This is a genomic window from Streptomyces sp. NPDC043812 (assembly GCF_056436245.1).
In genome coordinates this window covers 12835-33858 of record NZ_JBWKCY010000024.1, presented here as the reverse complement: position 1 = coordinate 33858, position 21024 = coordinate 12835, and the positions used below count along the sequence as shown (strand labels likewise).

At 70.0% G+C, this 21024-nt stretch carries 23 protein-coding genes; 12 read left to right on the top strand and 11 right to left on the bottom strand.

The genetic code is table 11. The annotated features are described in order from the left end of the window. Positions 1–190: 190 nt before the first annotated feature. Genes hypA through hypE form a run of 6 tightly spaced genes read left to right on the top strand, consistent with a single transcriptional unit; the run spans position 191 to position 6249 of the window. Positions 191–601, top strand: coding sequence for a hydrogenase maturation nickel metallochaperone HypA (hypA, locus tag AC067Z_RS29540; RefSeq protein ID WP_478792687.1), 411 nt, complete (start codon positions 191–193; stop codon positions 599–601). Beyond that, positions 589–1284, top strand: a complete 696-nt coding sequence (gene hypB / locus AC067Z_RS29535; protein ID WP_478792686.1) for a hydrogenase nickel incorporation protein HypB — start codon at positions 589–591, stop codon at positions 1282–1284. The genes hypA and hypB overlap by 13 nt, the downstream gene beginning before the upstream one ends. Next, positions 1284–3704 (top strand): carbamoyltransferase HypF, encoded by a 2421-nt coding sequence (gene hypF, locus AC067Z_RS29530; RefSeq protein ID WP_478792751.1) that lies wholly within the window; start codon positions 1284–1286, stop codon positions 3702–3704. Before hypB ends, hypF begins: the two co-directional genes overlap by 1 nt. Positions 3705–3714: 10 nt before the next feature. After that, complete coding sequence (locus AC067Z_RS29525; RefSeq protein ID WP_478792685.1) at positions 3715–4035, top strand: HypC/HybG/HupF family hydrogenase formation chaperone; 321 nt, start codon at positions 3715–3717, stop codon at positions 4033–4035. Then, positions 4032–5171, top strand: a complete 1140-nt coding sequence (gene hypD, locus AC067Z_RS29520) for a hydrogenase formation protein HypD (RefSeq protein WP_478792684.1) — start codon at positions 4032–4034, stop codon at positions 5169–5171. Before AC067Z_RS29525 ends, hypD begins: the two co-directional genes overlap by 4 nt. A 37-nt stretch (positions 5172–5208) precedes the next feature. After that, on the top strand, positions 5209–6249 hold the full coding sequence (gene hypE, locus AC067Z_RS29515) for a hydrogenase expression/formation protein HypE (RefSeq protein WP_478792750.1): 1041 nt from the start codon (positions 5209–5211) through the stop codon (positions 6247–6249). 3 nt (positions 6250–6252) lie between these two features. Here hypE and AC067Z_RS29510 read toward each other — a convergent pair whose 3' ends face one another. Both AC067Z_RS29510 and AC067Z_RS29505 read right to left on the bottom strand, forming a co-directional pair. Beyond that, on the bottom strand, positions 6253–6486 hold the full coding sequence (locus tag AC067Z_RS29510; protein WP_478792683.1) for a hypothetical protein: 234 nt from the start codon (positions 6484–6486) through the stop codon (positions 6253–6255). Beyond that, positions 6470–6721 (bottom strand): DUF6400 family protein, encoded by a 252-nt coding sequence (locus AC067Z_RS29505; RefSeq protein ID WP_478792682.1) that lies wholly within the window; start codon positions 6719–6721, stop codon positions 6470–6472. The genes AC067Z_RS29510 and AC067Z_RS29505 overlap by 17 nt, the downstream gene beginning before the upstream one ends. 387 nt (positions 6722–7108) lie before the next feature. Here AC067Z_RS29505 and AC067Z_RS29500 point away from each other — a divergent pair, with 387 nt between their 5' ends. Beyond that, positions 7109–7708, top strand: coding sequence for a ferredoxin (locus tag AC067Z_RS29500; RefSeq protein WP_478792681.1), 600 nt, complete (start codon positions 7109–7111; stop codon positions 7706–7708). A gap of 44 nt (positions 7709–7752) precedes the next feature. Here the strand turns inward: AC067Z_RS29500 and AC067Z_RS29495 are convergent, their stop codons facing one another. Then, positions 7753–8529 (bottom strand): SDR family oxidoreductase, encoded by a 777-nt coding sequence (locus tag AC067Z_RS29495; RefSeq protein ID WP_478792680.1) that lies wholly within the window; start codon positions 8527–8529, stop codon positions 7753–7755. A gap of 105 nt (positions 8530–8634) precedes the next feature. Next, positions 8635–9543 (bottom strand): RNA polymerase sigma-70 factor, encoded by a 909-nt coding sequence (locus AC067Z_RS29490; protein WP_478792679.1) that lies wholly within the window; start codon positions 9541–9543, stop codon positions 8635–8637. A 252-nt stretch (positions 9544–9795) separates the two neighbouring features. Between AC067Z_RS29490 and AC067Z_RS29485 the strand changes: the two genes are divergently transcribed. The 3 genes from AC067Z_RS29485 to AC067Z_RS29475 all read left to right on the top strand — a co-directional run bounded on the left by AC067Z_RS29485 (position 9796) and on the right by AC067Z_RS29475 (position 12432). Next, positions 9796–10761 carry an LLM class F420-dependent oxidoreductase gene (locus AC067Z_RS29485; protein ID WP_478792678.1) on the top strand — a complete coding sequence of 322 codons (966 nt, stop codon included), beginning with the start codon at positions 9796–9798 and terminating at the stop codon, positions 10759–10761. A gap of 572 nt (positions 10762–11333) precedes the next feature. Beyond that, positions 11334–11741, top strand: a complete 408-nt coding sequence (locus AC067Z_RS29480) for a hypothetical protein (protein ID WP_478792677.1) — start codon at positions 11334–11336, stop codon at positions 11739–11741. 313 nt (positions 11742–12054) lie between these two features. After that, positions 12055–12432, top strand: coding sequence for a VOC family protein (locus tag AC067Z_RS29475; protein ID WP_478792676.1), 378 nt, complete (start codon positions 12055–12057; stop codon positions 12430–12432). Between the two features lie 86 nt (positions 12433–12518). Here AC067Z_RS29475 and AC067Z_RS29470 read toward each other — a convergent pair whose 3' ends face one another. The 6 genes from AC067Z_RS29470 to AC067Z_RS29445 all read right to left on the bottom strand — a co-directional run bounded on the left by AC067Z_RS29470 (position 12519) and on the right by AC067Z_RS29445 (position 16847). Beyond that, a complete protein-coding gene (locus AC067Z_RS29470; protein WP_478792675.1) occupies positions 12519–13304 on the bottom strand; it encodes an alpha/beta fold hydrolase in 786 nt (261 codons plus the stop codon). 4 nt (positions 13305–13308) lie between these two features. Next, a complete protein-coding gene (locus AC067Z_RS29465; RefSeq protein WP_478792674.1) occupies positions 13309–13986 on the bottom strand; it encodes a pyridoxamine 5'-phosphate oxidase family protein in 678 nt (225 codons plus the stop codon). Between the two features lies 1 nt (position 13987). After that, positions 13988–14467, bottom strand: a complete 480-nt coding sequence (locus AC067Z_RS29460) for a hypothetical protein (RefSeq protein ID WP_478792673.1) — start codon at positions 14465–14467, stop codon at positions 13988–13990. 70 nt (positions 14468–14537) lie between these two features. Beyond that, entirely contained in the window at positions 14538–14843 is a 306-nt protein-coding gene (locus tag AC067Z_RS29455) for a hypothetical protein (RefSeq protein ID WP_478792672.1), read from the bottom strand. Positions 14844–15115: 272 nt separating this feature from the next. Continuing rightward, entirely contained in the window at positions 15116–15556 is a 441-nt protein-coding gene (locus AC067Z_RS29450) for a VOC family protein (protein ID WP_478792671.1), read from the bottom strand. A 550-nt stretch (positions 15557–16106) separates the two neighbouring features. Beyond that, positions 16107–16847, bottom strand: coding sequence for a class I SAM-dependent methyltransferase (locus tag AC067Z_RS29445; RefSeq protein WP_478792670.1), 741 nt, complete (start codon positions 16845–16847; stop codon positions 16107–16109). A 314-nt stretch (positions 16848–17161) separates the two neighbouring features. On the opposite strand from AC067Z_RS29445, the gene AC067Z_RS29440 reads away from it, so the two are divergent. Then, positions 17162–17902, top strand: a complete 741-nt coding sequence (locus tag AC067Z_RS29440; RefSeq protein ID WP_478792669.1) for a DUF6215 domain-containing protein — start codon at positions 17162–17164, stop codon at positions 17900–17902. Positions 17903–18080: 178 nt separating this feature from the next. On the opposite strand, the gene AC067Z_RS29435 is transcribed toward AC067Z_RS29440, so the two are convergent. After that, the gene (locus AC067Z_RS29435) at positions 18081–18737 is read right to left on the bottom strand and encodes a maleylpyruvate isomerase N-terminal domain-containing protein (RefSeq protein WP_478792668.1); all 657 of its coding nucleotides are present in this window, start codon (positions 18735–18737) and stop codon (positions 18081–18083) included. 184 nt (positions 18738–18921) lie between these two features. Between AC067Z_RS29435 and AC067Z_RS29430 the strand changes: the two genes are divergently transcribed. Then, on the top strand, positions 18922–20988 hold the full coding sequence (locus AC067Z_RS29430) for a HEAT repeat domain-containing protein (protein ID WP_478792667.1): 2067 nt from the start codon (positions 18922–18924) through the stop codon (positions 20986–20988). The last annotated feature ends 36 nt before the right edge of the window (positions 20989–21024 follow it).

Here is a 21024-nt window from a genome sequence, read left to right as displayed (position 1 = left end):
TGGACGTGGGCCGATGGGTCCGCGCCCGCCACGGCGAGGTTTCCCGCGTCGGTGAACCGGACCGGCCGGGAGACGGGTGGACCGAACGGACCACACACCGCCGCCTCCCGGCGCGCCGGTCGGCCGGTCGCGGCATGTCCGTCCTGTAATGGCGCCGGAGAAGGCAGCCCCAGGCGCAGGACGGAGACCGATGCACGAGATGTCCATCGCGCTGGCCGTCATCGACCAGGTCGAACAGGCGGCGCATTCCGGCCGGGCCGTCGGCGTGAGCAGCATCCGGCTCGAGGTGGGCGAGTTGGCGGGCGTGGTTCCCGACTCGCTCACCTTCTGCTTCGAACTGGCCTGCGCAGGCACCGTCCTCGAAGGCGCGGAGCTGATCATTCGTACAGTCCCGGGCAGAGCGCGCTGTGAGCCGTGCGAGAGCGACTGGGACGTCGGGATGCCTCCGCAACTGCTCTGCCCCGCGTGCGGCATGGCCACCGGCGAGCTCGTCTCCGGCCGTGAACTGCGGATCTCCGAAGTGCGGTGGGCCGAACCCGCCACAGCCCGTGAACGACCGAGCGAACCGATTCCCCAGGAGAGCCGATCATGTGCCGAGTAGTTGATCTGCAACGTGCGGTGCTCGCCAAGAACGAGGCCGCAGCACAGATTCTGCGCAGCGAACTGACGGCGCGGGGCACCACGGTGGTCAATCTGCTCTCCAGCCCCGGAAGCGGAAAGACTGCCCTGCTGGAGCGCGAGCTGCTGCTGGCCCGCGAACGCGGCATCAGCGCCGCGGCACTCACCGCCGACCTGGCCACCGAGAACGACGCCGAACGCCTGGCCCGCTCGGGCGTACCCGTCAAGCAGGTGCTCACCGACGGGCTCTGCCACCTCGAGGCGGACATGCTCGCGCGCCACCTGCACGACTGGCTTCCCGACGGCACCCGGCTGCTGTTCGTCGAGAACGTCGGCAACCTCGTGTGCCCGGCCTCGTACGACCTCGGCGAGTCGCTGCGGGTCGTCCTCGCCTCGGTCACCGAAGGGGAGGACAAGCCGCTGAAATACCCCACCGCCTTCGGTCTCGCGCAGCTGGTGGTCGTCACCAAGACCGACATGGCCGATGCCGCCGAGTTCGACGAGACGGGCTTCCGCCGCAATGTGCAGCAGGTCAACCCCGGCGTCGAGGTGCTTCTCACCTCGGTACGCAGCGCCCAAGGGACGGGCGGTCTGCTGGATCGGGCCCTGTCGGCGGCCGAGGGCACCCCGGTCCATGCCCCGGTGATGGCACAGGCCGGCGCGTGATCACTTCGCAGCCCGCCACCCGGACCGCGGCCGTGCGGCGCAGCCGGGTGGTCGTGCGGGGCGTGGTCCAGGGAGTGGGGTTCCGGCCCTATCTCTACGCCCTCGCGACAGGGCTGCGGCTCTCCGGTCATGTGACCAACACGTCGGACGGCGTCATCGCGGAGGTCGAGGGTGAGCCCGCCGCCGTTGCGGCTTTCTGCGCACGCATTGCCCCCGACGCACCGCCCCTCGCCGAGGTGGAATCGGTGGACACGACCGAGGTGCCGGCCACCGGCGGCAGCGGATTCGCCATCGTCCCCTCACTCGCGGGCGGACCGGTGCGCACACTGGTCTCCCCCGACACGGCCACCTGCGGGGACTGTCTCGACGAACTCGCGGACCCCACCGACCGCCGCCATCTCCATCCCTTCGTCACCTGCACACACTGCGGCCCGCGCTTCACCATCGTCACCGGACTGCCGTACGACCGTCGGCACACGACCATGGCCGGCTTCCCGATGTGCCCGGACTGCGCGCGTGAGTACGAGGATCCGGCCGACCGGCGTTTCCACGCACAGCCCGTCGCCTGCCCTCGCTGCGGCCCCCGGTTGCGGCTGGTCACCGGCCCGGCCGACCGCGGAACGCCGGCCGCACCGGCCGGTGACCCTGCCCTCGGTGGCGACGATCCGGTCGCCGCAGCCCGGCGGTTGCTCGCGGCCGGTGGAATCCTCGCCGTGAAGGGCCTGGGCGGATACCACCTCGCCTGCGATGCGACGAGCCACGAGGCCGTGACCGAGCTTCGCCGCCGCAAGGCACGCGGCGACAAGCCGTTCGCGATGATGGCAGCGGACCTCGCGGACATCGAACCCCTGGTCCGCATCGGGCCCGTGGAGCGTGAGCTCCTCACCGCGAACGTCCGCCCCGTCGTTCTCATGCGCCGTCGCGACGACGCCCGGCCGCGGCCCGGGGCCGTCCCGTCGGCGGCTGTCGCACCGGGCAGCCCGGACCTCGGATTCATGCTCCCGTACACCCCGGTGCACCACTTGCTCCTCGGGCTGGGGTCGCAGGACCCGGACGTGCCTCGCCTGCTGGTGATGACCAGCGGGAACCTCTCGGGCGAGCCCATCGTCACCGACGACACCGAGGCGCTGAACCGGCTGGCCGGTCTGGCGGACGCCTGGCTGCTGCACGACCGTCCCATCCATGTGCCCTGCGACGACTCGGTGGTACGCGTCTGCGACGGAGAGCCGCTGATGCTGCGCCGGTCCCGGGGCCACGCACCACTGCCGGTCACACTCCCCGTCGAGGTCGCACCCGCCCTCGCCGTGGGCGGCGATCTCAAGAACACCTTCTGCCTGGGGCGCGGCCGCAAGGCGTGGCTGTCGGCTCACATCGGGGACATGGACGACCTGGCCACCCAGCAGGCCTTCGCACGCGCCGAGGAGCAACTGGAGTCGATCACGGGGGTGCGGCCGGAACTCGTTGCCGCGGACCGCCACCCGGCCTACCGATCGTCCCGGTGGGCGCGGCGGAACGCCGCGGGCCGCCCGGTCGTGAAGGTGCAGCACCACCATGCGCATGTCGCCGCAGCCATGGCGGAGCACGGCCTCGACGGCAGCCGCCCGGTGATCGGCGTCGCGTTCGACGGCACCGGCTACGGTCACGACGGCGCGGTGTGGGGCGGCGAGTTCCTCCTCGCGGACTACGCGGGCTTCTCCCGGTTCGCGCACCTCGCCTACGTTCCGCTGCCCGGTGGAGACGCGGCAGTGCGGCGCCCCTACCGGATGGCCCTGGCGCATCTGCACGCCGCGGGCATCGCCCGGAGCCCCGACCTGCCGTGCACCGTGGCCTGCCCGCCCGATGAACTTCCTCTGCTGGAACAGCAGTTGGCGCGCGGACTGAACTGCGCACCCACATCCAGCATGGGCCGTCTGTTCGATGCCGTCTCCTCCCTTGCCGGCGTCTGTCACCAGGCCGGGTACGAGGCGCAGGCCGCGATCGAACTCGAGGCCGCGGCGCTGCGCGCGGAGGCCGAGGACGACGAGCGCTACACGTTCCGGCTGGGGCAGCGAGGCGGCGTGCCGCTCGTCGCCGACCCCGCGCCGCTGCTCGCGGCGGCCGTCGACGACGTACGCGGCGGTACATCCGCACCCGTGATCGCGGCGCGGTTCCACCGGGGCGTGGCCCGCCTGGTGCGCACGGTCTGTGTCGCCGCCCGCAAGGAATTCGGGCTGGAGACCGTCGCGCTGACCGGCGGGGTGTTCGCCAACGTGCTGCTGTCCTCGGCCTGCGCCGACGGCCTGCGGCAGGACGGCTTCACCGTGCTGCGCCATCGCATGATCCCACCGAACGACGGGGGACTGGCTCTCGGCCAGCTCGTCGTGGCCGCCCGCGTGCAGGCCGAGCCGGCTGACGGCGCGGGACCAGGAGAGCAACAGTGAGGAGACACACATGTGCCTGGCGGTACCCGGAAGAGTGCTGGGTGTCGAGGACCGGGACGGCACCCGTATGGCCACAGTCGATTTCGGCGGAGTGGTCAAGGAGGTGTGCCTGGAGTACCTGCCGGACCTGAAGGTCGGTGAGTACGCCATCGTCCACGTCGGGTTCGCGCTGCAGCGCCTCGACGAGGAGTCGGCCAGGAAGACGCTGGAGCTGTTCGAGACCCTCGGCATGCTCCAGGAGGAGTTCGGCGACCCGTGGGAGTCGGCCGCCGAAGCGACGGGAAACGAACGGGCGGCGCACGACGGTGCGGCCGGGGAGGCGCAGCGGTGAAGTACATCGACGAGTTCCAGGATCCGGAGCTGGCCCGGCGGCTGCTCGACGAGATCAGCGCAACCGTGACCCGGCCCTGGGCGCTGATGGAGGTCTGCGGCGGTCAGACGCACACCATCATCCGTCATGGGATCGACCAACTCCTGCCGGACGAGATCGAGTTGATCCACGGCCCGGGTTGCCCGGTGTGTGTGACACCGCTGGAGGTGATCGACAAGGCGCTCGACATCGCTGCCCGCCCCGGTGTGATCTTCTGTTCCTTCGGGGACATGCTGCGCGTCCCCGGTTCGGACCGGGATCTCTTCCAGGTCCGTGGACAGGGCGGCGACGTCAGGGTGGTGTACTCACCGCTCGACGCGCTGCGGATCGCCGAGCAGAACCCGGACCGTGAGGTCGTCTTCTTCGGCATCGGCTTCGAGACCACGGCACCGCCCAACGCGATGACGGTCCATCAGGCGCGCAAGCTGGGCATCCGCAACTTCAGCCTGCTGGTCTCGCACGTACGGGTCCCTCCGGCGATCGAGGCGATCATGCAGTCCCCGAGCTGCCGCGTGCAGGGCTTCCTCGCCGCGGGACACGTGTGCAGTGTGATGGGTACGGGGGAGTATCCCGAACTCGCCGCCCGCTTCCGGGTTCCCATCGTGGTCACCGGGTTCGAGCCGCTGGACATCCTCGAAGGGGTGCGGCGCAGTGTTCTCCAGCTGGAGCGCGGCGAGCACACGGTCGACAACGCGTATCCGCGTGCCGTCACACCGGAGGGCAACCGAGCCGCCCAGGCCATGCTGGACGACGTCTTCGAGGTCACCGACCGCGCATGGCGCGGGATCGGCGTCATCCCGGACAGCGGCTGGCGGCTTTCCGAGCGGTACCGCGAGTACGACGCCGAGCACCGCTTCTCGGTGGAGGGCATCGCTACGCGCGAGCCCGCCGAGTGCCGCAGCGGAGAAGTCCTTCAGGGCCTGCTCAAGCCGCACGAGTGCGAGGCGTTCGGCACCACGTGCACCCCCCGCAACCCGCTGGGAGCCACGATGGTCTCCAGCGAGGGGGCGTGCGCCGCCTACTACCTCTACCGGCGGCTCGACCTCGGCACCCCGTCGCAGAAGTCCCCGTCCCTGGAGGGCAGTTCCGTTGTCTGACACCACCAGTGCTGCCCCTCGGGAGGGCGCACCCGACATGCTCGCCTGGACGTGTCCGGCACCGCTGCGCGACCGGCCCCGGGTGGTGATGGGGCACGGCGGGGGCGGCGCCATGTCCGCCGAACTCGTCGAGCAGATCTTCGCCCCTGCATTCGGGGGCCCGGCTCTGTCGGCCACGACCGACGCGGCCGCGCTCGAACTCGGCGGTGCCAGGCTGGCCTTCTCCACCGACTCCTTCGTGGTACGTCCCCTGTTCTTCCCCGGCGGCAGCATCGGTGACCTGGCCGTCAACGGAACGGTGAACGACCTCGCCATGAGCGGCGCACGCGCGGCGTACCTTTCCTGCGGCTTCATCCTCGAGGAGGGCGTCGGGATCGATGTCGTCACCCGGATCGCGGAAACCCTCGGAGCGGCGGCCCGCTCGGCCGGCGTGGAGGTGGCGACGGGAGACACCAAGGTCGTGGAAGCCGGCCACGGTGACGGCGTCTACATCAACACCTCCGGGATCGGTCTGATCCCCCATGGCGTCGATCTCCGGCCCGAGCGCGTCGTTCCCGGCGATGTGGTGATCGTCAGCGGCGCCATCGGGGCGCACGGTGTTGCCATCATGAGCGTGCGGGAGGGCCTGGAGTTCGGGGTCGGGATCGAGAGCGACTGCGCCGCCCTCGGCGGACTCGTCGACGCGATGCTCGCCGTCACGCCGGATCTGCACGTACTGCGTGATCCGACACGCGGTGGACTGGCCGCCTCGCTCAACGAGATCGCGGCCGCCTCGGGCACGGGGGTCGTCCTTCAGGAACGGGCCGTACCGGTTCCCGAGCCCGTGGCCAACGCGTGCGCCGTGCTCGGCCTGGACCCGATGTACGTGGCGAACGAGGGAAAGCTGGTGGCCTTCGTCCCGCGCGAACACGCGGAGAAGGTCCTGGCGGCCATGCGCGCGCACCCTCTGGGAGCGGAGGCGACGGTGATCGGCGAGGTGGTAGATGCGCATCCGGGGATGGTGGTGGCACGCACCGGCCTCGGCGGCACGCGAGTCGTGGACATGCCGCTCGGTGAACAACTGCCGCGGATCTGCTGACCGTCAGTCCACGGTGCGGCGGCCCCTCCCGCGGGCGGTGTCGAGGGTCCATGTGTGCGTGCAGTTCGGGCACTGCAGATGGACCCGCGGCCCCTTGTTCGCGATGAGGTATCGCCAGTGCTCCGAGCAGTTGCGCCGCTCGGAGCACGTCGTGCAGTCACGTGCGTCGTCGCACCCCGGGCAGGCCACCCAGGCCCGGCGGGCGCGATCGGCCTGGGGATCAATGGGAAGCCGCATGACCCTGCTCCGGTCGGGGCAGCACGCCGGCTGCCACGAGCTTGTCGAGGATCTGCTGCTGGTCGGCGTCCAGGCCCGAGTAGAGCAGCGCGTGCGCCGCCTCTTCGGAACGAAGGGCGGCCACGGGGTCCCAGTCGGGGCCGAGCGCCGCCACGACCTCGGCCCGTCGCCGGGCCTCCTCCGTGGTGAGGTCGATCGTGAAGGTCACGTGGTCGGGTGCGGGGCCCTGGTTCATGGGGGTGCTTTCGGGTGACATCGAACGGGAGCAGCCACGTCTACCAGAGGGGGAGCCGAGCGCGGAAGGGGGGCGGGCGCGGGCCGTGGTGCCCGCGGCTGGCCTCGCGATAATGGACATATATGGGCAATCTGGATGAGTGGAATGGCTGTGAAAGCTGCAGAACCGGGCAAATGGTGCCCTTCTGTGGATCACTGCTCAGCGGTGGTTGTGGCGCACCTCATGCCGCTACGGCGGGAGATCGACCCGGTGATCGCCCCGGCGGACTCGCGCGCCCGGGGTCCGGACGTGGCTCTGGCCGGGTGAGCTGAGCCACCCCGCCGAGGGACTCGACGACCGGAAGAGGATGATCTTCTCAGGCTCGTTTTCGACCGAGGAGGGGGCGTCTTGCACGGCTACTGGGACCCACTGCCCACAGCCCGGCGGCTCGTCACCGCAGCGGCTCCGACGAGGGACGTCTTCACCGGCCGCTGGGCGGAACGGAATTGGCGCAATGTCCCGGGCCCGTTCTACGGTGCCGCCACCGACTCCATGGCCACTGGTCGGCTGGACGCGCCGAACCACATAGCCTACGACGACGACCTCGGCGGCGGCTTCGGGACGGAATTCGTCTACCGGCAGCCCGTGAACGAGGCCGAGACACAAGCCCTGGTCTCGGCTGCCTGCCTGGAGCTGTACAGCGGATACGCCTGGGACGGCGACGACCACTGGACCCCTGCCACTGTCGTTGCCTGGTGGCGCGACCGTGAACGGGTTCGCGAGTGGGCCCTGGCCATCGCGGCCGACTGGGGCGCCGACACCCACCCCAACTGGGGCAGTAACGGATCCGCCGAATTTCACGGGCACTACCACGACGCCGCCCAGGGACACCTGGACTTCGTGGCGTACATCGACAACGGGCTGGAGAAGTACCTGCGCGGATACCTCTTCTGGCTCGACCGGCGTCGCGCACCCCGCAGGTGGGAAGCCCTGCCGGTGCTGAAGTAGGCCGGCAGGGCAGAGTTCGCGAGCCCACACGCCCTGTCCGGGTGTCAGCCCCGCACAGGAAAACGCCCCGCCAGGAACTGCTCGAACGTCACCTTGCCGAGGGCCTGCTCCGGGGCGAGATGCCCGCCCGCCCGGAATCCGCCGTAGGCCTTGCCCCCGAGTCGCACGTTCAGCAGGGGACGGCGTCGTCCGCTCGCGCGCAGATAGGCGCGGGCCAGCTCCGGAAACGTACGGACCTCGGGGCCACCCATGTCCGGCACCCGTCCCGCGGGCGCCCCGGTCGCCAGCTCGGCCAGTCGGGCGGCAACCTCCGCGACCTCGATCGGCTGGTCGGAGACCCCTGCCGGGAGCACCATGACCGGCAGCTTCGCCGAGCCCTGCAGGACCTTGAGCACCAGGTCGTGAAACTGTGTCGCGCGCAGGATGGTCCAGCCGAGCCCCGACTCCTCGATCAGCCCCTCGACGGCGAGCTTGGTCCGGTAGTAACCGAGTGGCACCTGGTCGACGCCGACGATCGAGACGTACACCAGATGCCGCACCCCGGCCCGCCCGGCCGCCTCGATCAGATGTCGTGCCGCCTGCTCGTCTCCGCCGCGCGGCGACGTCGCGCAATGCACGATCGTGTCCACGCCCGCGAGCGCCGCGGCCAGCCCCGTGCCCTCGCGCAGGTCCACGGCGTAAGGCCGGGAGTGCCGACTCAGTACGCGTACCTCGTTCCCGCCGCCGGAGCCCCCGGCCCGGGTGGGATCCCCGGCTCGCAGCTGCTCGGTGACGAACCGGCCGAGCGTTCCTGTGCCGCCGGTCACCAGGAATGTGGTCATTGCAGTGGTCGTCCCTTCGGGAGGCGTGCGCTCCTTGCCGGAGCGCCGGTCATCCACTGAGAACCGACGAGCCTCCGCAGATGTGACAGCCCCTCGTGACCGCACTCATCCGTGGGTGACGCCTCGGAGCGCCATCGCGGCGAACTGACGGCCCGCGAGCACGAGTTTGTCCGGGTTCATCACGACCCGCACCTCGGCGACGACGCCGTCCCGGAGTTCGAAGGAGGCGACGCCGATGAGCTGCTCCGCCGCGTGCGCCACCAGCGCCGGCGCGCCGTTGACCTCGGCGACCGTGAGGCCCACGCCGCCCGCGAACCGCTGCACGCCGCCCAGGAAGCGCAGAACCTTCTCCCGGCCGACGATGGGGCGCCGCGCCGCCGTGACCTTGCCCCCGCCGTCGCTCCACCAGATGACGTCCTTGGCGAGCAGCTCCTCCAGCCCTGCCAGGTCGCCGTCGCGTGCGGCCATGACGAAGGACTCGACGAGTTGGTGCTGCCGCTCGGGGGTCGGTGTGAAGCGGGCCTCGTCCGTCGCGACCCGCTGTACCGCCCTGCGGTACACCTGGCGGCAGTTGGCCTCGCTCAGGTCGAGCACCCCGGCGATGTCCCGATGGCCGTAGCCGAACGCCTCGCGCAGCACGTAGACCCCACGCTCCGTCGGCGTGAGCCGCTCCAGCAGCACGAGCAGCGCCGTCGACACCGCGTCACGCTGCTCGGCGGACTCCAAGGGGCCGAGCGAACCGTCCTGCGTGAACACCGGTTCCGGCAGCCACGGCCCCACGTACCGCTCGCGCTGCGAACGGGCCGAGGTGAGCCGGTTGATGCAGAGGTTGGTGACGACCTTGGCGAGCCAGGCCCCCGGGTGCCGGATCGTATCGGGGTCGGCGTTGCTCCAGCGCAGATAGGCGTCCTGCACCGCGTCCTCCGCCTCCTCGGCGGAACCGAGCAACTGGTAGGCCAGGCCGAACATCCTGGAGCGCTGGGCTGTGAACTCCCCGGTCTTGCCTGACGTCATGCGCCCAGCCTTCCAGATGCGTGAACGCCTCCGGCCTCGGGGCAGCAGGCGGTTGCTCCGCCGCGTGGGGCGCAGCCCCGCAGCGATCGCCCCGGCGGGCGGTCCGAGGGTGTCGATCCCGCTCCTGTGGGAAACCGGCGAGCAGCACCTGCCGAGCCGACCGTCCGGCGTGGGTCCGTCGCTTTCGCAGCCACGCCCGAGAGCATGTGGCACACGGACGAGAGCATTCCGCAGGCAAGGGAGCAACCATCAATGCGCATCGGCTACACGATGATGACCGAGCAGGCGGCACCGCGTGAGCTGGTCGACCATGTTGTGCACGCGGAGGACGTGGGCTTCGACTTCTCGGTGACCTCGGACCACTATTTTCCGTGGCTGCGCTCTCAGGGCCACTCGTCCTACGCCTGGAGCGTACTGGGGGCCGCCGCGCAGGCGACCTCACGCATCCCGCTCACGACGTACGTGACCTGCCCGACGTTCCGTTATCACCCGGCAGTGGTGGCGCAGAAGGCAGCGACGATGCAGTTGCTGTCGGAAGGCAGGTTCCGTCTGGGACTGGGTTCCGGGGAGAACCTCAACGAGCATGTCGTCGGGGCCGGTTGGCCGCCCGTGGATGTGCGGCACGAGATGTTCGAGGAAGCGGTGGGCATCATCCGCGCGTTGTTCGAGGGCGGTCATGTCACCCACCACGGCGCCCACTACGACGTCGATTCCGCACGACTGTGGGACCTGCCCGAAGAACTACCTCCCATCGGCATCGCGGTGTCCGGCGAACAGTCCTGTTCCCTCGCCGGGCGCCTGGGAGACTTCGTCATCGCGACGGAGCCGAAGCCGGATCTGCTCGCCGCATTCGACCGGCACGGCGGGGAAGGCAAGCCGCGCATCGGGCAACTGCCGGTGTGTTACGCCACCGACCGTGCGGAGGCGGTGCGGCGGGCCCATGAACAGTTCCGATGGTTCGGGGGCGGCTGGAAGGTCAACGCGGAACTCCCGCACCCGGACTCCTTCGAGTCCGCAACGAAGTTCGTTCGCCCCGAGGACGTGGCCGACGCCATCCCTTGCGGAGACAACCCCGAGAACTTCGTGGACGCCGTACGCCCCTTCTTCGAGGCGGGTTTCACCGATGCGGCCCTCGTCCAGATCGGTGGCGACAGCCAGCACGAATTCCTCGACTGGTCGGCGAAGACGCTGCTCCCGGCCCTCAGGGCGGCGTTCTGAAGACGACGGCCTGTCGCGCGTTCGAGCCGGCAGCAGGGGAGCGCATCGGAACTCCCGGTGGAGGACGGCGGCGCCGTATCGCGCCAGGGGCGGGGCACGACTTCTTGCGTCCCGGGTACCGGCCGCAGCGGCGGTCCACACCGGCCGAGCCATGACCGCCACCGTCTGTCGCTCCGCTGCCGGACTTTCGTCTCTTCATTCACCACGTGTCCTGGCGTGATCGCCTCCGATGCGTTCGGTGACCGGCCGGCACGGTGTAGTACTTCCCGGCACCACGGTCCGGCCGTGCCGCCAGGTGCCCTTGCCATGGAGCGGACGTATCGTCCGTGTATGGGCGACGGGCCGCGTGACCGCTTCGGTGTTCACCGGCCGGGCCCGAGGTTCCGTGGTCCCCTGGACTCCCGAGCGGCTCGGATCGGCCGGGGCCCGGGAGTCCGCACCGAGGTACCCCGGCGGTGCTTCGCAGTCCATCGCGACGTCTCGTCACACGCTGTTGCCAGGTGAGTGGTATGCCGCAGCCTGCTGGAACGGATGCATCCTCCGGTCCTGGGCTGGAGCAGCTGGACGCCGGCATGGCCGCTGTCATGCGAGACACCGGGGCTTCGGTGGGGCTGGTCTACCTGCTGGAGCCCGGTGAGCGGGTGCTTTACCTGGCACTGGTGTCAGGGGCGTCCGAACAGATCACGGCGCCGTGGGCCCGCATCCCGGTGAATGCTCCCATTCCGGTGGCCGACGCGATCCGCAGCGAGCGCCTGCTGTGGCTGGGCAGCCAGGAAGAGATCGCTCGGCGGTATCCGCGCCTGGGGATCGTCCTCCCGTACGACTTCATGCTCGGCGCCGCCCCCATCAGCAGCCACAGTCATGTGTGGGGTGGCATCGTGCTGCTGTGGCCGATCTCGCATCCGCCGGAGCTCGACGCACCCGAACGCGAAGCGGTCGACTCCTGCCGCCCGCCGAGCCGCGGTTTGTCGCTCCGCTGAGCTCCAGAAGGGCGAGCCGAGGCCGCCGACCTGGACGACCTGTGCGACGTCCTCATCCGCCACGCTCTGCGTGCCGCAGCCCGCACCGACGACATCGCCTTGCTTCTTGTCCGGCCGCAGCATCGCAGCGGATGACTGCCTCAGGCACAGCCCGATCATCCGTGGCCGCGTCCGGTCCCACGGCATGTCCGCCGTACCGGCGCTCAGGACCGGGCCCCGGCAGCCGGGCGATGACATCTTCCGTTCCGAACGGTCCACCTCATATGGCCGGTGTCACCTGCCCGGCCCCCCATCCGGAACGGAGGAGCGAGCCATGTCGACCACCCAGGACAGCATGAACGTACGCATGTACTCCTTCGACTGCCGCGACGCGGCAGCCCTGGCGGAATTCTGGTCGAGGGTGCTGATGCGCCCCGTCGACGACGGCGCGACACAGGCCTTCGCGACGATCGGCTTCGAGGGCGACGGGCCGACCTGGATGTTCCACCGGCCGAACGGTGAAGTTCCGCCTGGGAAGAACCGCTTGATGCTCGACCTCGGCGGTGAACCCGACTGGTCCCGGCAGGCAGATCGCGTGGAGACGCTCGGCGCGGAGCGCATCAGTGACAACGAGCAGGACGGCGCCAAGTGGGTGGAGTTCCGCGATCCTGAGGGCAACACGTTCCGGATCTTTGCTCCGCGACCGAAATAGCAGCACATGGCGCGGCCGTTCCAGCGACGACGCCACACGACCAGGGTGCGCGTCGCCTCGTGCGTGTACCCCGGAGCCGCCGGGGATCATTGCGCGTCGGCGTACGACTCCTCGATCAGCTGGACGACGGTGCCTGGCTGACGCAGCGACGGGAAGTGGTCGGAGGCCGCCAGCCGGGCCAGTCGGCAGTGGGGGATGCGATCGGCCATCTCCTCGTTGCAGCGCACGACCTCCGGCTGGTCCAGTTCCCCCAGCGCCAGCAGCGCGGGCGCGGCGATCTCTCCGAGCCGGTCGAACGCGGGGGCGTCGGTCCCCTGGTGGCCGATGTTGCTGAACCAGCCTGGCAGCGCACTGCGGAGCTGGGCGGCCGCGTCGGGATCGGCCTCGGGGATGCCGCTGCCGGCCTGCCCCCAGATGCCCAGCCCGAGCCGGACGATGCCCTCCATGTCGTCGGCTGCGGCAAGCTTTCCCACCTCCTCGTAGAAACCGGGCGGCGTCAGCCCTTCGTACCCCGTGACCCCGGGCACGAAGAGTGCGAGGCCCGCCACGCGGTCCGCGGCGTCCAGAGCGAAGTTGATCGAGGTTGCGCCGCCCATGCTGGAGCCCACGAGCACCGCACGGTCCAGTCCGAAGTGGTCGAGGACCTCGGCGAGATCCTCGACCACGGAATAGGCGGCAGTGGGTGCGGGCCAGCGGCCGAAGCCACGGGTGTCGTAGCGGATCACCCGGTGCCGCCCGGTGAGTGCCGGGAGGACGGGATCCCACACCGTCGAGTCACCGACGCCCGGGTGAAGAAGGACGAGAGGCAGCCCGTGCCCTCCCGAATCGTCCGCCCACAGTTCGCCGCTGCTGACGGGCACGAGGGTTTCCATGGCCTCACTCTGCTGGAGTGGCCCGGGCTCCCGCCAGCGGGATATCTGCCGTGTCACCGTCAGGGCAGGGCAGGGCAGGGCAGGGCAGGGCAGGGCAGGGCTGGGCCGCCCCGCTTGGGCGCCGAACTGCCCGGTGTCGCCGAGCGCGGTACGTCCATGCACCCCTTCCCGTACGCGGTACTGCGGCGCGGAGTTCGTGCTCAGGCGCGGGGTCGGGTGAGCGGTGCGGGCATGCGATGGTGGGCTGGCCGTCCTTGGCGAGGATCCAATGGGAGTCGACGGTGGCGCGGTACAGCCGCAGCTCCCCGCCGGGCCCCACGTCCTCGGTCGTCCACTCCCGTCCGCCTTGTGCGACCGACCGGCGCGAGAACGCCTCGACGCCCGGGGCGATCCCGTCACTCTCCAGCATTTGGGCGACGCCGGACATGTACACGCCTTGTCCGGTGCTTATCGCCGCCTGCGAGTCGAAGACCACGATGCCCACATCCGGTCGCACCGCGATGTTGCGGGAATGCGTGACATCGGGCGAGGAAACCCAGAAGAACTCGGCGAAGTCGATGTGCGCGAAGTAGACGGGGGAGCCCCACGGCCGTCCCGCCGCGTCGGCGGTGGACAGGACGAGGTAGCGGTTGGCCTCGATGATCTCCCGCACCATCTGCGCGGCGGAATCGCTGGTGCTCATGTCATCCCACCCTGCGGTAGACGAGGGCGAAGTCGTGCTCCCACGTGCGGCCGTCGAAGCAGATCTCCCAGGCGCCGGTGATGGTGTTCGCGTCCTCGCTGAACGTGCCGCGGAAACGCTGCCGGAAGTCCAGAGGCGTGAAGTCGGGCGACTCCCGCGTGAGCGTCCACGTCCCATCCGCGAGAGTCATGGCATACACGCGGGCCACGCCGCGGGAGTCGTAGTAGTGCTGCGTGTACGCGCCGGTCTCCAGGTCGGCGCTGACGATCGTCAGGCTGTCCGGCGCCTCGGGGATCGGAATGGCGGTGTGCTGCAGCAGAAATTGGCGGTCCAGGGCCCATTCGAACCGGCTGTGCGCGAGGGGGCCCCCTTCGTGCGTATCGGAGGGTGCCGGCGCGTCGCCCGGAAACCGGGCTTCCACGGTCCACTCGCCGACGAACACGTCCAGGCGTGCCAGCGCCTCTGCTCTGTTCCCGGTCACGATGATCACTCCGCTCTCGGATGCGACTTGCGGTCGTCTCGCGGATACAGACCGGCACGAGGGGGCGGACTCATCGCTGTCCGGGGGACCACCGCCTCACGGTCCGCATACCTGCCTGCCCCGTATCGGCGGGCGATACCGCCCCGCCGGTCGCCGCCGCCTGCGCACGGCGACGCAGCTCGACTCTGCCCGCCGGGGAGCGACCTGCGGGCGTCGACCAGAACGGATGCCACCACACCATTGCCGACAGACGCAGCAGCCTGCGTCGCAGCGCCGTGGTCCCCTGCCCGGGGCCGATGTGGGCGAGGGCGCTGTAGGTGCGGACCCAGTCCTGCTGGGCTGCCACGAGGTCGTCGGGATAGGGCGGGAACGTCACGCTTCAATTAGGGCACATGTTCGAATTACGACGCATGGCCGCTGTCCGAGCGCAGGGGTGTTGTGACTGAGGTCCTCTGACAGTGAACCTTGATTGTTGCCACCGAACCTTGACGATCATTGGGTTCGTGCCATCGAAGTTTGGTGGCACGGGGTACCTGGTCGTCAGGGGTGGCGGTGGGCTCGCGGGTGCGTACGCGACCGGCGGTCCGGCGCACCGCCCGGGCGCGGGTCCCGGATGGTTCTTCGGGTGCTCGTTCCCTTCGCCGGCCTTCAGCCGAGCTGCTCGGCCAGTCCGACGACGATGCCCTCGGGGCCGCGGACGTAGCAGAGCCGATAGGTGTCCTCGTACTGCGCCAGCTCGCCGACGAGTTCGGCGCCGTGGGTGCGCAGGCGGGCAACGACGTCCTCGATGTCGTCGACGGCGAACATGATGCGACGAATGCCCAGCGTGTTCGCCGGCGCGTCCTTCGGCTCGGCGCTGATCGCCTTCGGCGTGTGGAACTGCGCAAGCTCGATTCGGCCGTGGCCGTCCGGGGTCCGCAGCATGGCGACGTCCTGTCGGACGTCGTCGATCCCGATGACACGCTCCACCCAACGTCCCTCGACCGGCATCCTGCCCTCCAACTCCATGCCGAGTTCGACGAAGAACGCAATAACAGCGTCAAGGTCGTCGACAACGATGAGGACGTTGTCCATCCGCTGGATCGTCATGGTGGGCCTCCTCGGTGTGGCACGGCCACGGTGGCCGCATCCGCCCCTGAGACGGAGCCGCCACGCCGTTCTGGACATCCTCTGCCGCGTCTCTTCGAGAACGTCTTGACGCAGTGCCCGTCACGCGCCAGTCGTACCGCTCCGAACGAAAACACCGCAGGTCATCCGGCTCCGAGCCCGATGTCCCGTCTCCGAGGATCTGGTCTCCGTCTCAGGTGATCCGGTCCGATTCGCTTGGGGTCTCAGGTGACCTGGGTGTCCCTTGGCAACGAAAGCCGGATCGCCCGTGCACGTGTCACCGAATTCGATCTATTGCCGTGCTTCTCCAGCTCGGTGAACGGCGATCGCGGTGCACCACCTGCGGGTGTGCCGTGACTTGTCGCGCCCACGCGGCGAAGCCGCACCACGTCACAGCCCCCGCGCCCTTTGGAGCACGAGGAACCGCACCGGCTACTTCCCCGAGACCTCTCCGTGGCCAGGACCAACGACCGGCGGCCCGGCCCCCATTCGGGATTCCAGAGGTCGGGCCACCGGGATGTCCGGTCGGTCGTCAGGCTCGGCAGCGCAACATCTCCAGTGGGGGATTGGCGAGGAGGTCCGCCCAGAATTCCGCACCGAACGTGCGCACGCCGGCGTCGGACACCTCCAGTGGGACCCAGGTCACGTCGCTGAATCCGGCCGCCCGCAGGCACCTTTCGTAGACCTCGCGGCGCGGGCAGGTGGTGACGAACCCGATCGGCTGGTCGAGCAGCGCCGTGATCCGGACTCGCGGTCCGGTCTCGGCCTCCTCACCGGTCAGCTCGGCTCGAAAGCCGTACTTGTCCAGGGGCGGCCCGTCGAAGCGGTAGTCGGGTGTCTGGTTGAGCAGGAAGAACTCGGCGCCGGGTGTCAGGCTCCGGTGCACGTTGCGGCACATCTGCTCCATGGCGGCGACGTCCTCCGCGTAGTTGAGCAGCTGGACCGCCACGGCGACGTCGAAGGGCTGCTCGAGGGAACGCAGTTCGGCCACATCGCCCACCTCGTAGCGCACATCCAGCGGATCGCGCTCTTCAAATGCCTGTGCCACGGCGACCATTTCACGGGAGATGTCGACTCCGAACACGTCCGCTGCGCCGCGCCGCTTGAACTCCCTGCTGTAGAAGCCGGTGCCGGAGGCCAGGTCGAGGACCGACTTGTCGCGCACGTCCCCGACCATGGCCAGGAAGCTGGGTACCTCCCCGTACTGCGCCAGTGGCAGGGCCTTGAAGCCCTCGAACGCCTCACCGATCTCGTCGTACTGCTGCACGCTCACTTGCTGTCCTCCCCTGTGCTTCGCCATGTCCTTGGCCTCGGCGCCCCCGCCACCGGGACACGCCGCAGCCTCTGGCGGGCAGTCTTCCCGCACCCCGGCAGACCGTCGTACTGGCAGAAGCCACAAAGATCCGGGCCTCGTCCCGGCCTCCGTACGGGCCGGCGTACGGGTTCGAGTGGCCCCGTGGAGTAGTTGGCAAGGCCGGGGACGCCGGCCGACGTTGGCAGCGGTGGCGGCGAAACGTTCTTGCCCGCCAGATGATCACGGGTTAAGGTCCCCGGGCACATATCGGGGGATCACTGCAGGCGGGGGACATGGCAGACGATATCGACGCGCCCACGAAGGAGCCGAGTGCGTGGGGGCAGGCCGTCGCGGCAGTGGCACTGGTGGCGGCGCTCTGTCTCGGCCTGTGGGCGTTCGGGGAGACGTCGTCCTCTGGCAGCGCCCCGTCGCCTGCCACATGCTCGGACGGGGAGCCCGAGAAGGCGCCGGCGGAGACCGGGAAGGCGCCTCGGCGCGTCTCCGGGGTGCAACTGTGCGAGGCACTGAACCGTCCCGACCTCGCTGAACTGCTGGGCACACCGGGGGAGATCGCGAAGACCGCCAGCGGCGGCGATGGTTCCTTCAAGTCGGCCGGCGGCAAGGAGACCGCAACTCCCTCGGCCCGGGTCGAGTTCGGGACCTACACCGTGGAGCTGTCGGCCACCTACGGCCGCCTTCCGGTGGCCGGGTCCGCCGTACTTCTGGGTTACGACGCGCAGCAGCGGAAGGTTCTGGGCCACCCGGCGGTCCTCTACTCGGACCGCACCATCAGCGTCAGCTTCCGCCTCGACGGGAGCGCCACCGAGAGCGGTCCCGGCGTCCCGGTCCGTGCTCTCACCGTGGCCCAGGACGCCAAGGGCAGCGGTGGTTCCTTCGACGTGATCCTTTGGCGGGAGGACGGCAGGTGGCCGGACGACGCGGCGCTGCTCCGCGTCGCCGAGGAGGTGCTGCCGACGGTGCCGGGGTGGGCTGCCGAGAAACCGGAACGCTCAGCCACACAGGGTGGGAACTAGCGGTTCAGCCGACGGATTTGCGCTTTCGCTGGCAGTTCGGAGTGCTTCAGCCGAAGGACCGGTCAGCGACTCTGCCGTGACCTGGTTGTTCTCGCCGGGTTTGGGGCTGCCCATGTGGGCGGCCGTGCGGCGCCCGAAGGCCGCACGGCCCGGCACCCAGGCAGCGTCGGCGGATGAATCAGCCGACGACGAGCGGCAGTTTCGCCGCAAGTTCGCCGAGTTCGGCCTTCTCCGCGTCAGTCGGTGCCCGGCGACCGGTGCCGACCAGAAGCGCATCCTTGTCGGTGAACGACGCGGGGAACGCGGCCTCGGCGATCTTCTCCAGCATCGCCCGGGATCGGGCCAGGCCCTCCATGGGCGGTTCCGCCGCGTCCGGGAGGTGCGCGATCAGGTCGAGGTGGTGCAGCGTCCATTCCAGGACGTACGCGGTGAGGTAGTCGCCCACGGTGAGGACCTCGTCGCGGGTGCTCACCCGGACGTCGGGGTCGGCGAGTTCGGCGGCGCGTCCGGCGGCGGAGCCGACGTCGTCGAGGTGGAACTTGAGCAGGCGCGGCTCCTCGTACGCGGCGGCCAGCCGGACGATCAGCGCGTCGAGCGGGTCCTCGCCGGTCGGCGGTCGGTCCTCGACGCTCCAGTAGGTCACGGCGTTGACGGTCGGTTCCGTTTCGGCGGGGGTGACGAGGGTGATCAGGACGTCCTGCGCGTCGATGATCAGATGGCACACGAGGTCCCGCACGAGCCAGCCGGTGCAGCCGGACGGCTGCGCGAAGTCCTTGTCCGGGAGTTCGGCGACCGCTGCGCGCAACGCCGTCCACGAGCGTGAGAAGTGGTCCACATCGGCAAGGTAGTGCGGTGCCGGAACGGCGGACAAGCATATTCGGACGGTCTGGGCGTGTACCTGGAGGGTAGGTGGCCACTCGGCGCCGTCGGCTGGTGGGTCTCCTGCGATCGCTTGTCAGTGGCGTGCTGCACTGTGATCAGTGGTGGCGGCACGCATGGCAATGGAGGACAGAACTGTGTTGACGGGGCTCGAGGACGTGGACTGGGCGTCGATGGAGCATGCCTACGGCGACGCTTCGGACGTGCCCCGGCTGCTGGGCGGTCTCGCCTCGGACGATCCAGCCGAGCGGGACGTCGCGTTGGACGGCATGTACGGCGCGGTTCATCATCAGGGCGATGTCTACGCCTGCACCGTCGCCTGCATCCCCTTCCTTTTCGAACTCCTGCTTCTGCCGACAGTGCGGGACCGTGGCGCCATCCTGGGGCTGCTGTGCAGCATCGCGGGCGAGGAGGTGCCGGAACCGGACGAGATCTGGACCGACTTCGACGACGAGGAGGAGCACGCCGCGTGGGTCGCCAACTACGTGGAGGCGTCCGAGATGATCCGAGGGCGCTCGGTGCGCCTGTTCGGGCTGTTGGACGACCCTGACACGGAGCTGCGCGCCGTGGTGCCGGGTGCGCTCGTTCAGCTCCATGCGGACTTCGGGCGCGTCCTGGCAGTCCTGCGGCAGCGGTTGCAGGCGGAGCCGAGCGCCAGGGTGGCTCGCGCCCTGGTAGCCGCGATCGGCGACCTCGGCGTACGGCACGGCGGGGAGCCGGCCGGGGAAGCGGGGACCTGCCTGGTGCGCGTGGTGTACGACGCGCAGCCGCACCCGGAGTTGGTGCTCACGGCGCTGACCGGGCTGGCGCGGTGTGCGCCCGGCCTGCTGCCGCCCGATGCAGTGGTGGCGGCCCGGGAGGCCATGCGCGCCGCCAGGGAGGGGACGGTGCCTGTGCCGGCGCCCAGCCGCCCCCGCACGGACACCCTCGTGTCCTATCTGCGGGAACTGCAGGCGAAGCATCGCGCGGAGGCCGAATCCGACGAGGCGATCGAGCTGCTCCAGCAGTTCCATACGGCGCTCGCGGACCGCACGGACGAGCGTCTGACACTGCTGGTGGATCAGCTGCGCAGCGCGTCCCCCGGACAGCGCCTCGCGGCGACGGAGCAGGCGGGCATGCTGCTGTCCGGATGGCGGTTGCCCAGCGAGGAACCGGTACGGCTGTTGGCCCGCCAGGTCCTCGACGAGGACGAGCGCCTGGCGTGTGCCGCACTTGCCGAGTTGGCGCATCTGTACCCCCTCGCGCGGGGCTACGCCGACGTGGTTGCGGAATCGCTGCCCGCGTTCCGCCACGAGGCCGGCGACGAGGACTGGTGGTGGACTCGCTACGGCCGAGCGGTTCAGATGCTGGCGATGCAGGGCGACCCGCGGGTCGTGCCGGAACTGATGCGGGTCCTGAGGGAGGGGCCTCTGCCTTACGACCTGCAGCGGTGTGTGGAGTCGGTGGCGCCTTACTCGGCCCCCCTGGGACCGGTACTGCTGGAACGGCTCGTCGGCCTGCATCCCGAGGCACACCGGCGAAGGGCACGGCTCCTCGACGCCCTGGCCGTGCCCGCGCCGGCACAGGCGCTGCCCGTCGCGGCGTCCTTCCTGGGCAGCGAGGACATCGCGACCCACATCTCAGCGCTGGGAACGGTGGCTCGGTACGGGGCCGGCGCCGCTGAACACGCCACTTGTATCCGGGAGTCGGTGACGTCGGACCCGTCGGCCTACCGCCGCATGAAGGCAGCCGAGGCGCTGTGGGCGGTCACGGGGGAGGAGGACCTGGAACTGGTGCTCGGGGCGGTCGAGGCGGTGCTCTGCCTGGAACGGCCGAACGACCGCAGGGACGGGTACGAGGCCGGGGGGCGCATCGGGTCATCCGCCGGACCGCTGGCCCCGCTGCTGCGGGGACGCATGGCGGAGACCGACCGTCGGGTCGAGGCGGCCGTCGCTCTGTGGCGCGTTACCGGGACCGCGGACGAGGTCGCCCAGGTCCTTGTCGAGGAGTGGACACAGACGCCCTTCCTGCGTCCGGAGATCGCCGCCTGCCTGGCCGAACTCGGCCCGGCAGCGGCCGGCGCAGCACCTCTGGCACAGGCGGAGCTGGCCGGCGCCAGGCGGCACGGCAACGACGCCCCCTCACGCCGGACGCGCCATCACGTGGACGAGGACGAGGAGTTGCAGCGGAACTGCCTGCGCATCCTGGAAGAGGCACAGCGGCGCTAGATGGTTCGTTTCGACCCACGTCCGGTCCGAGGCCGA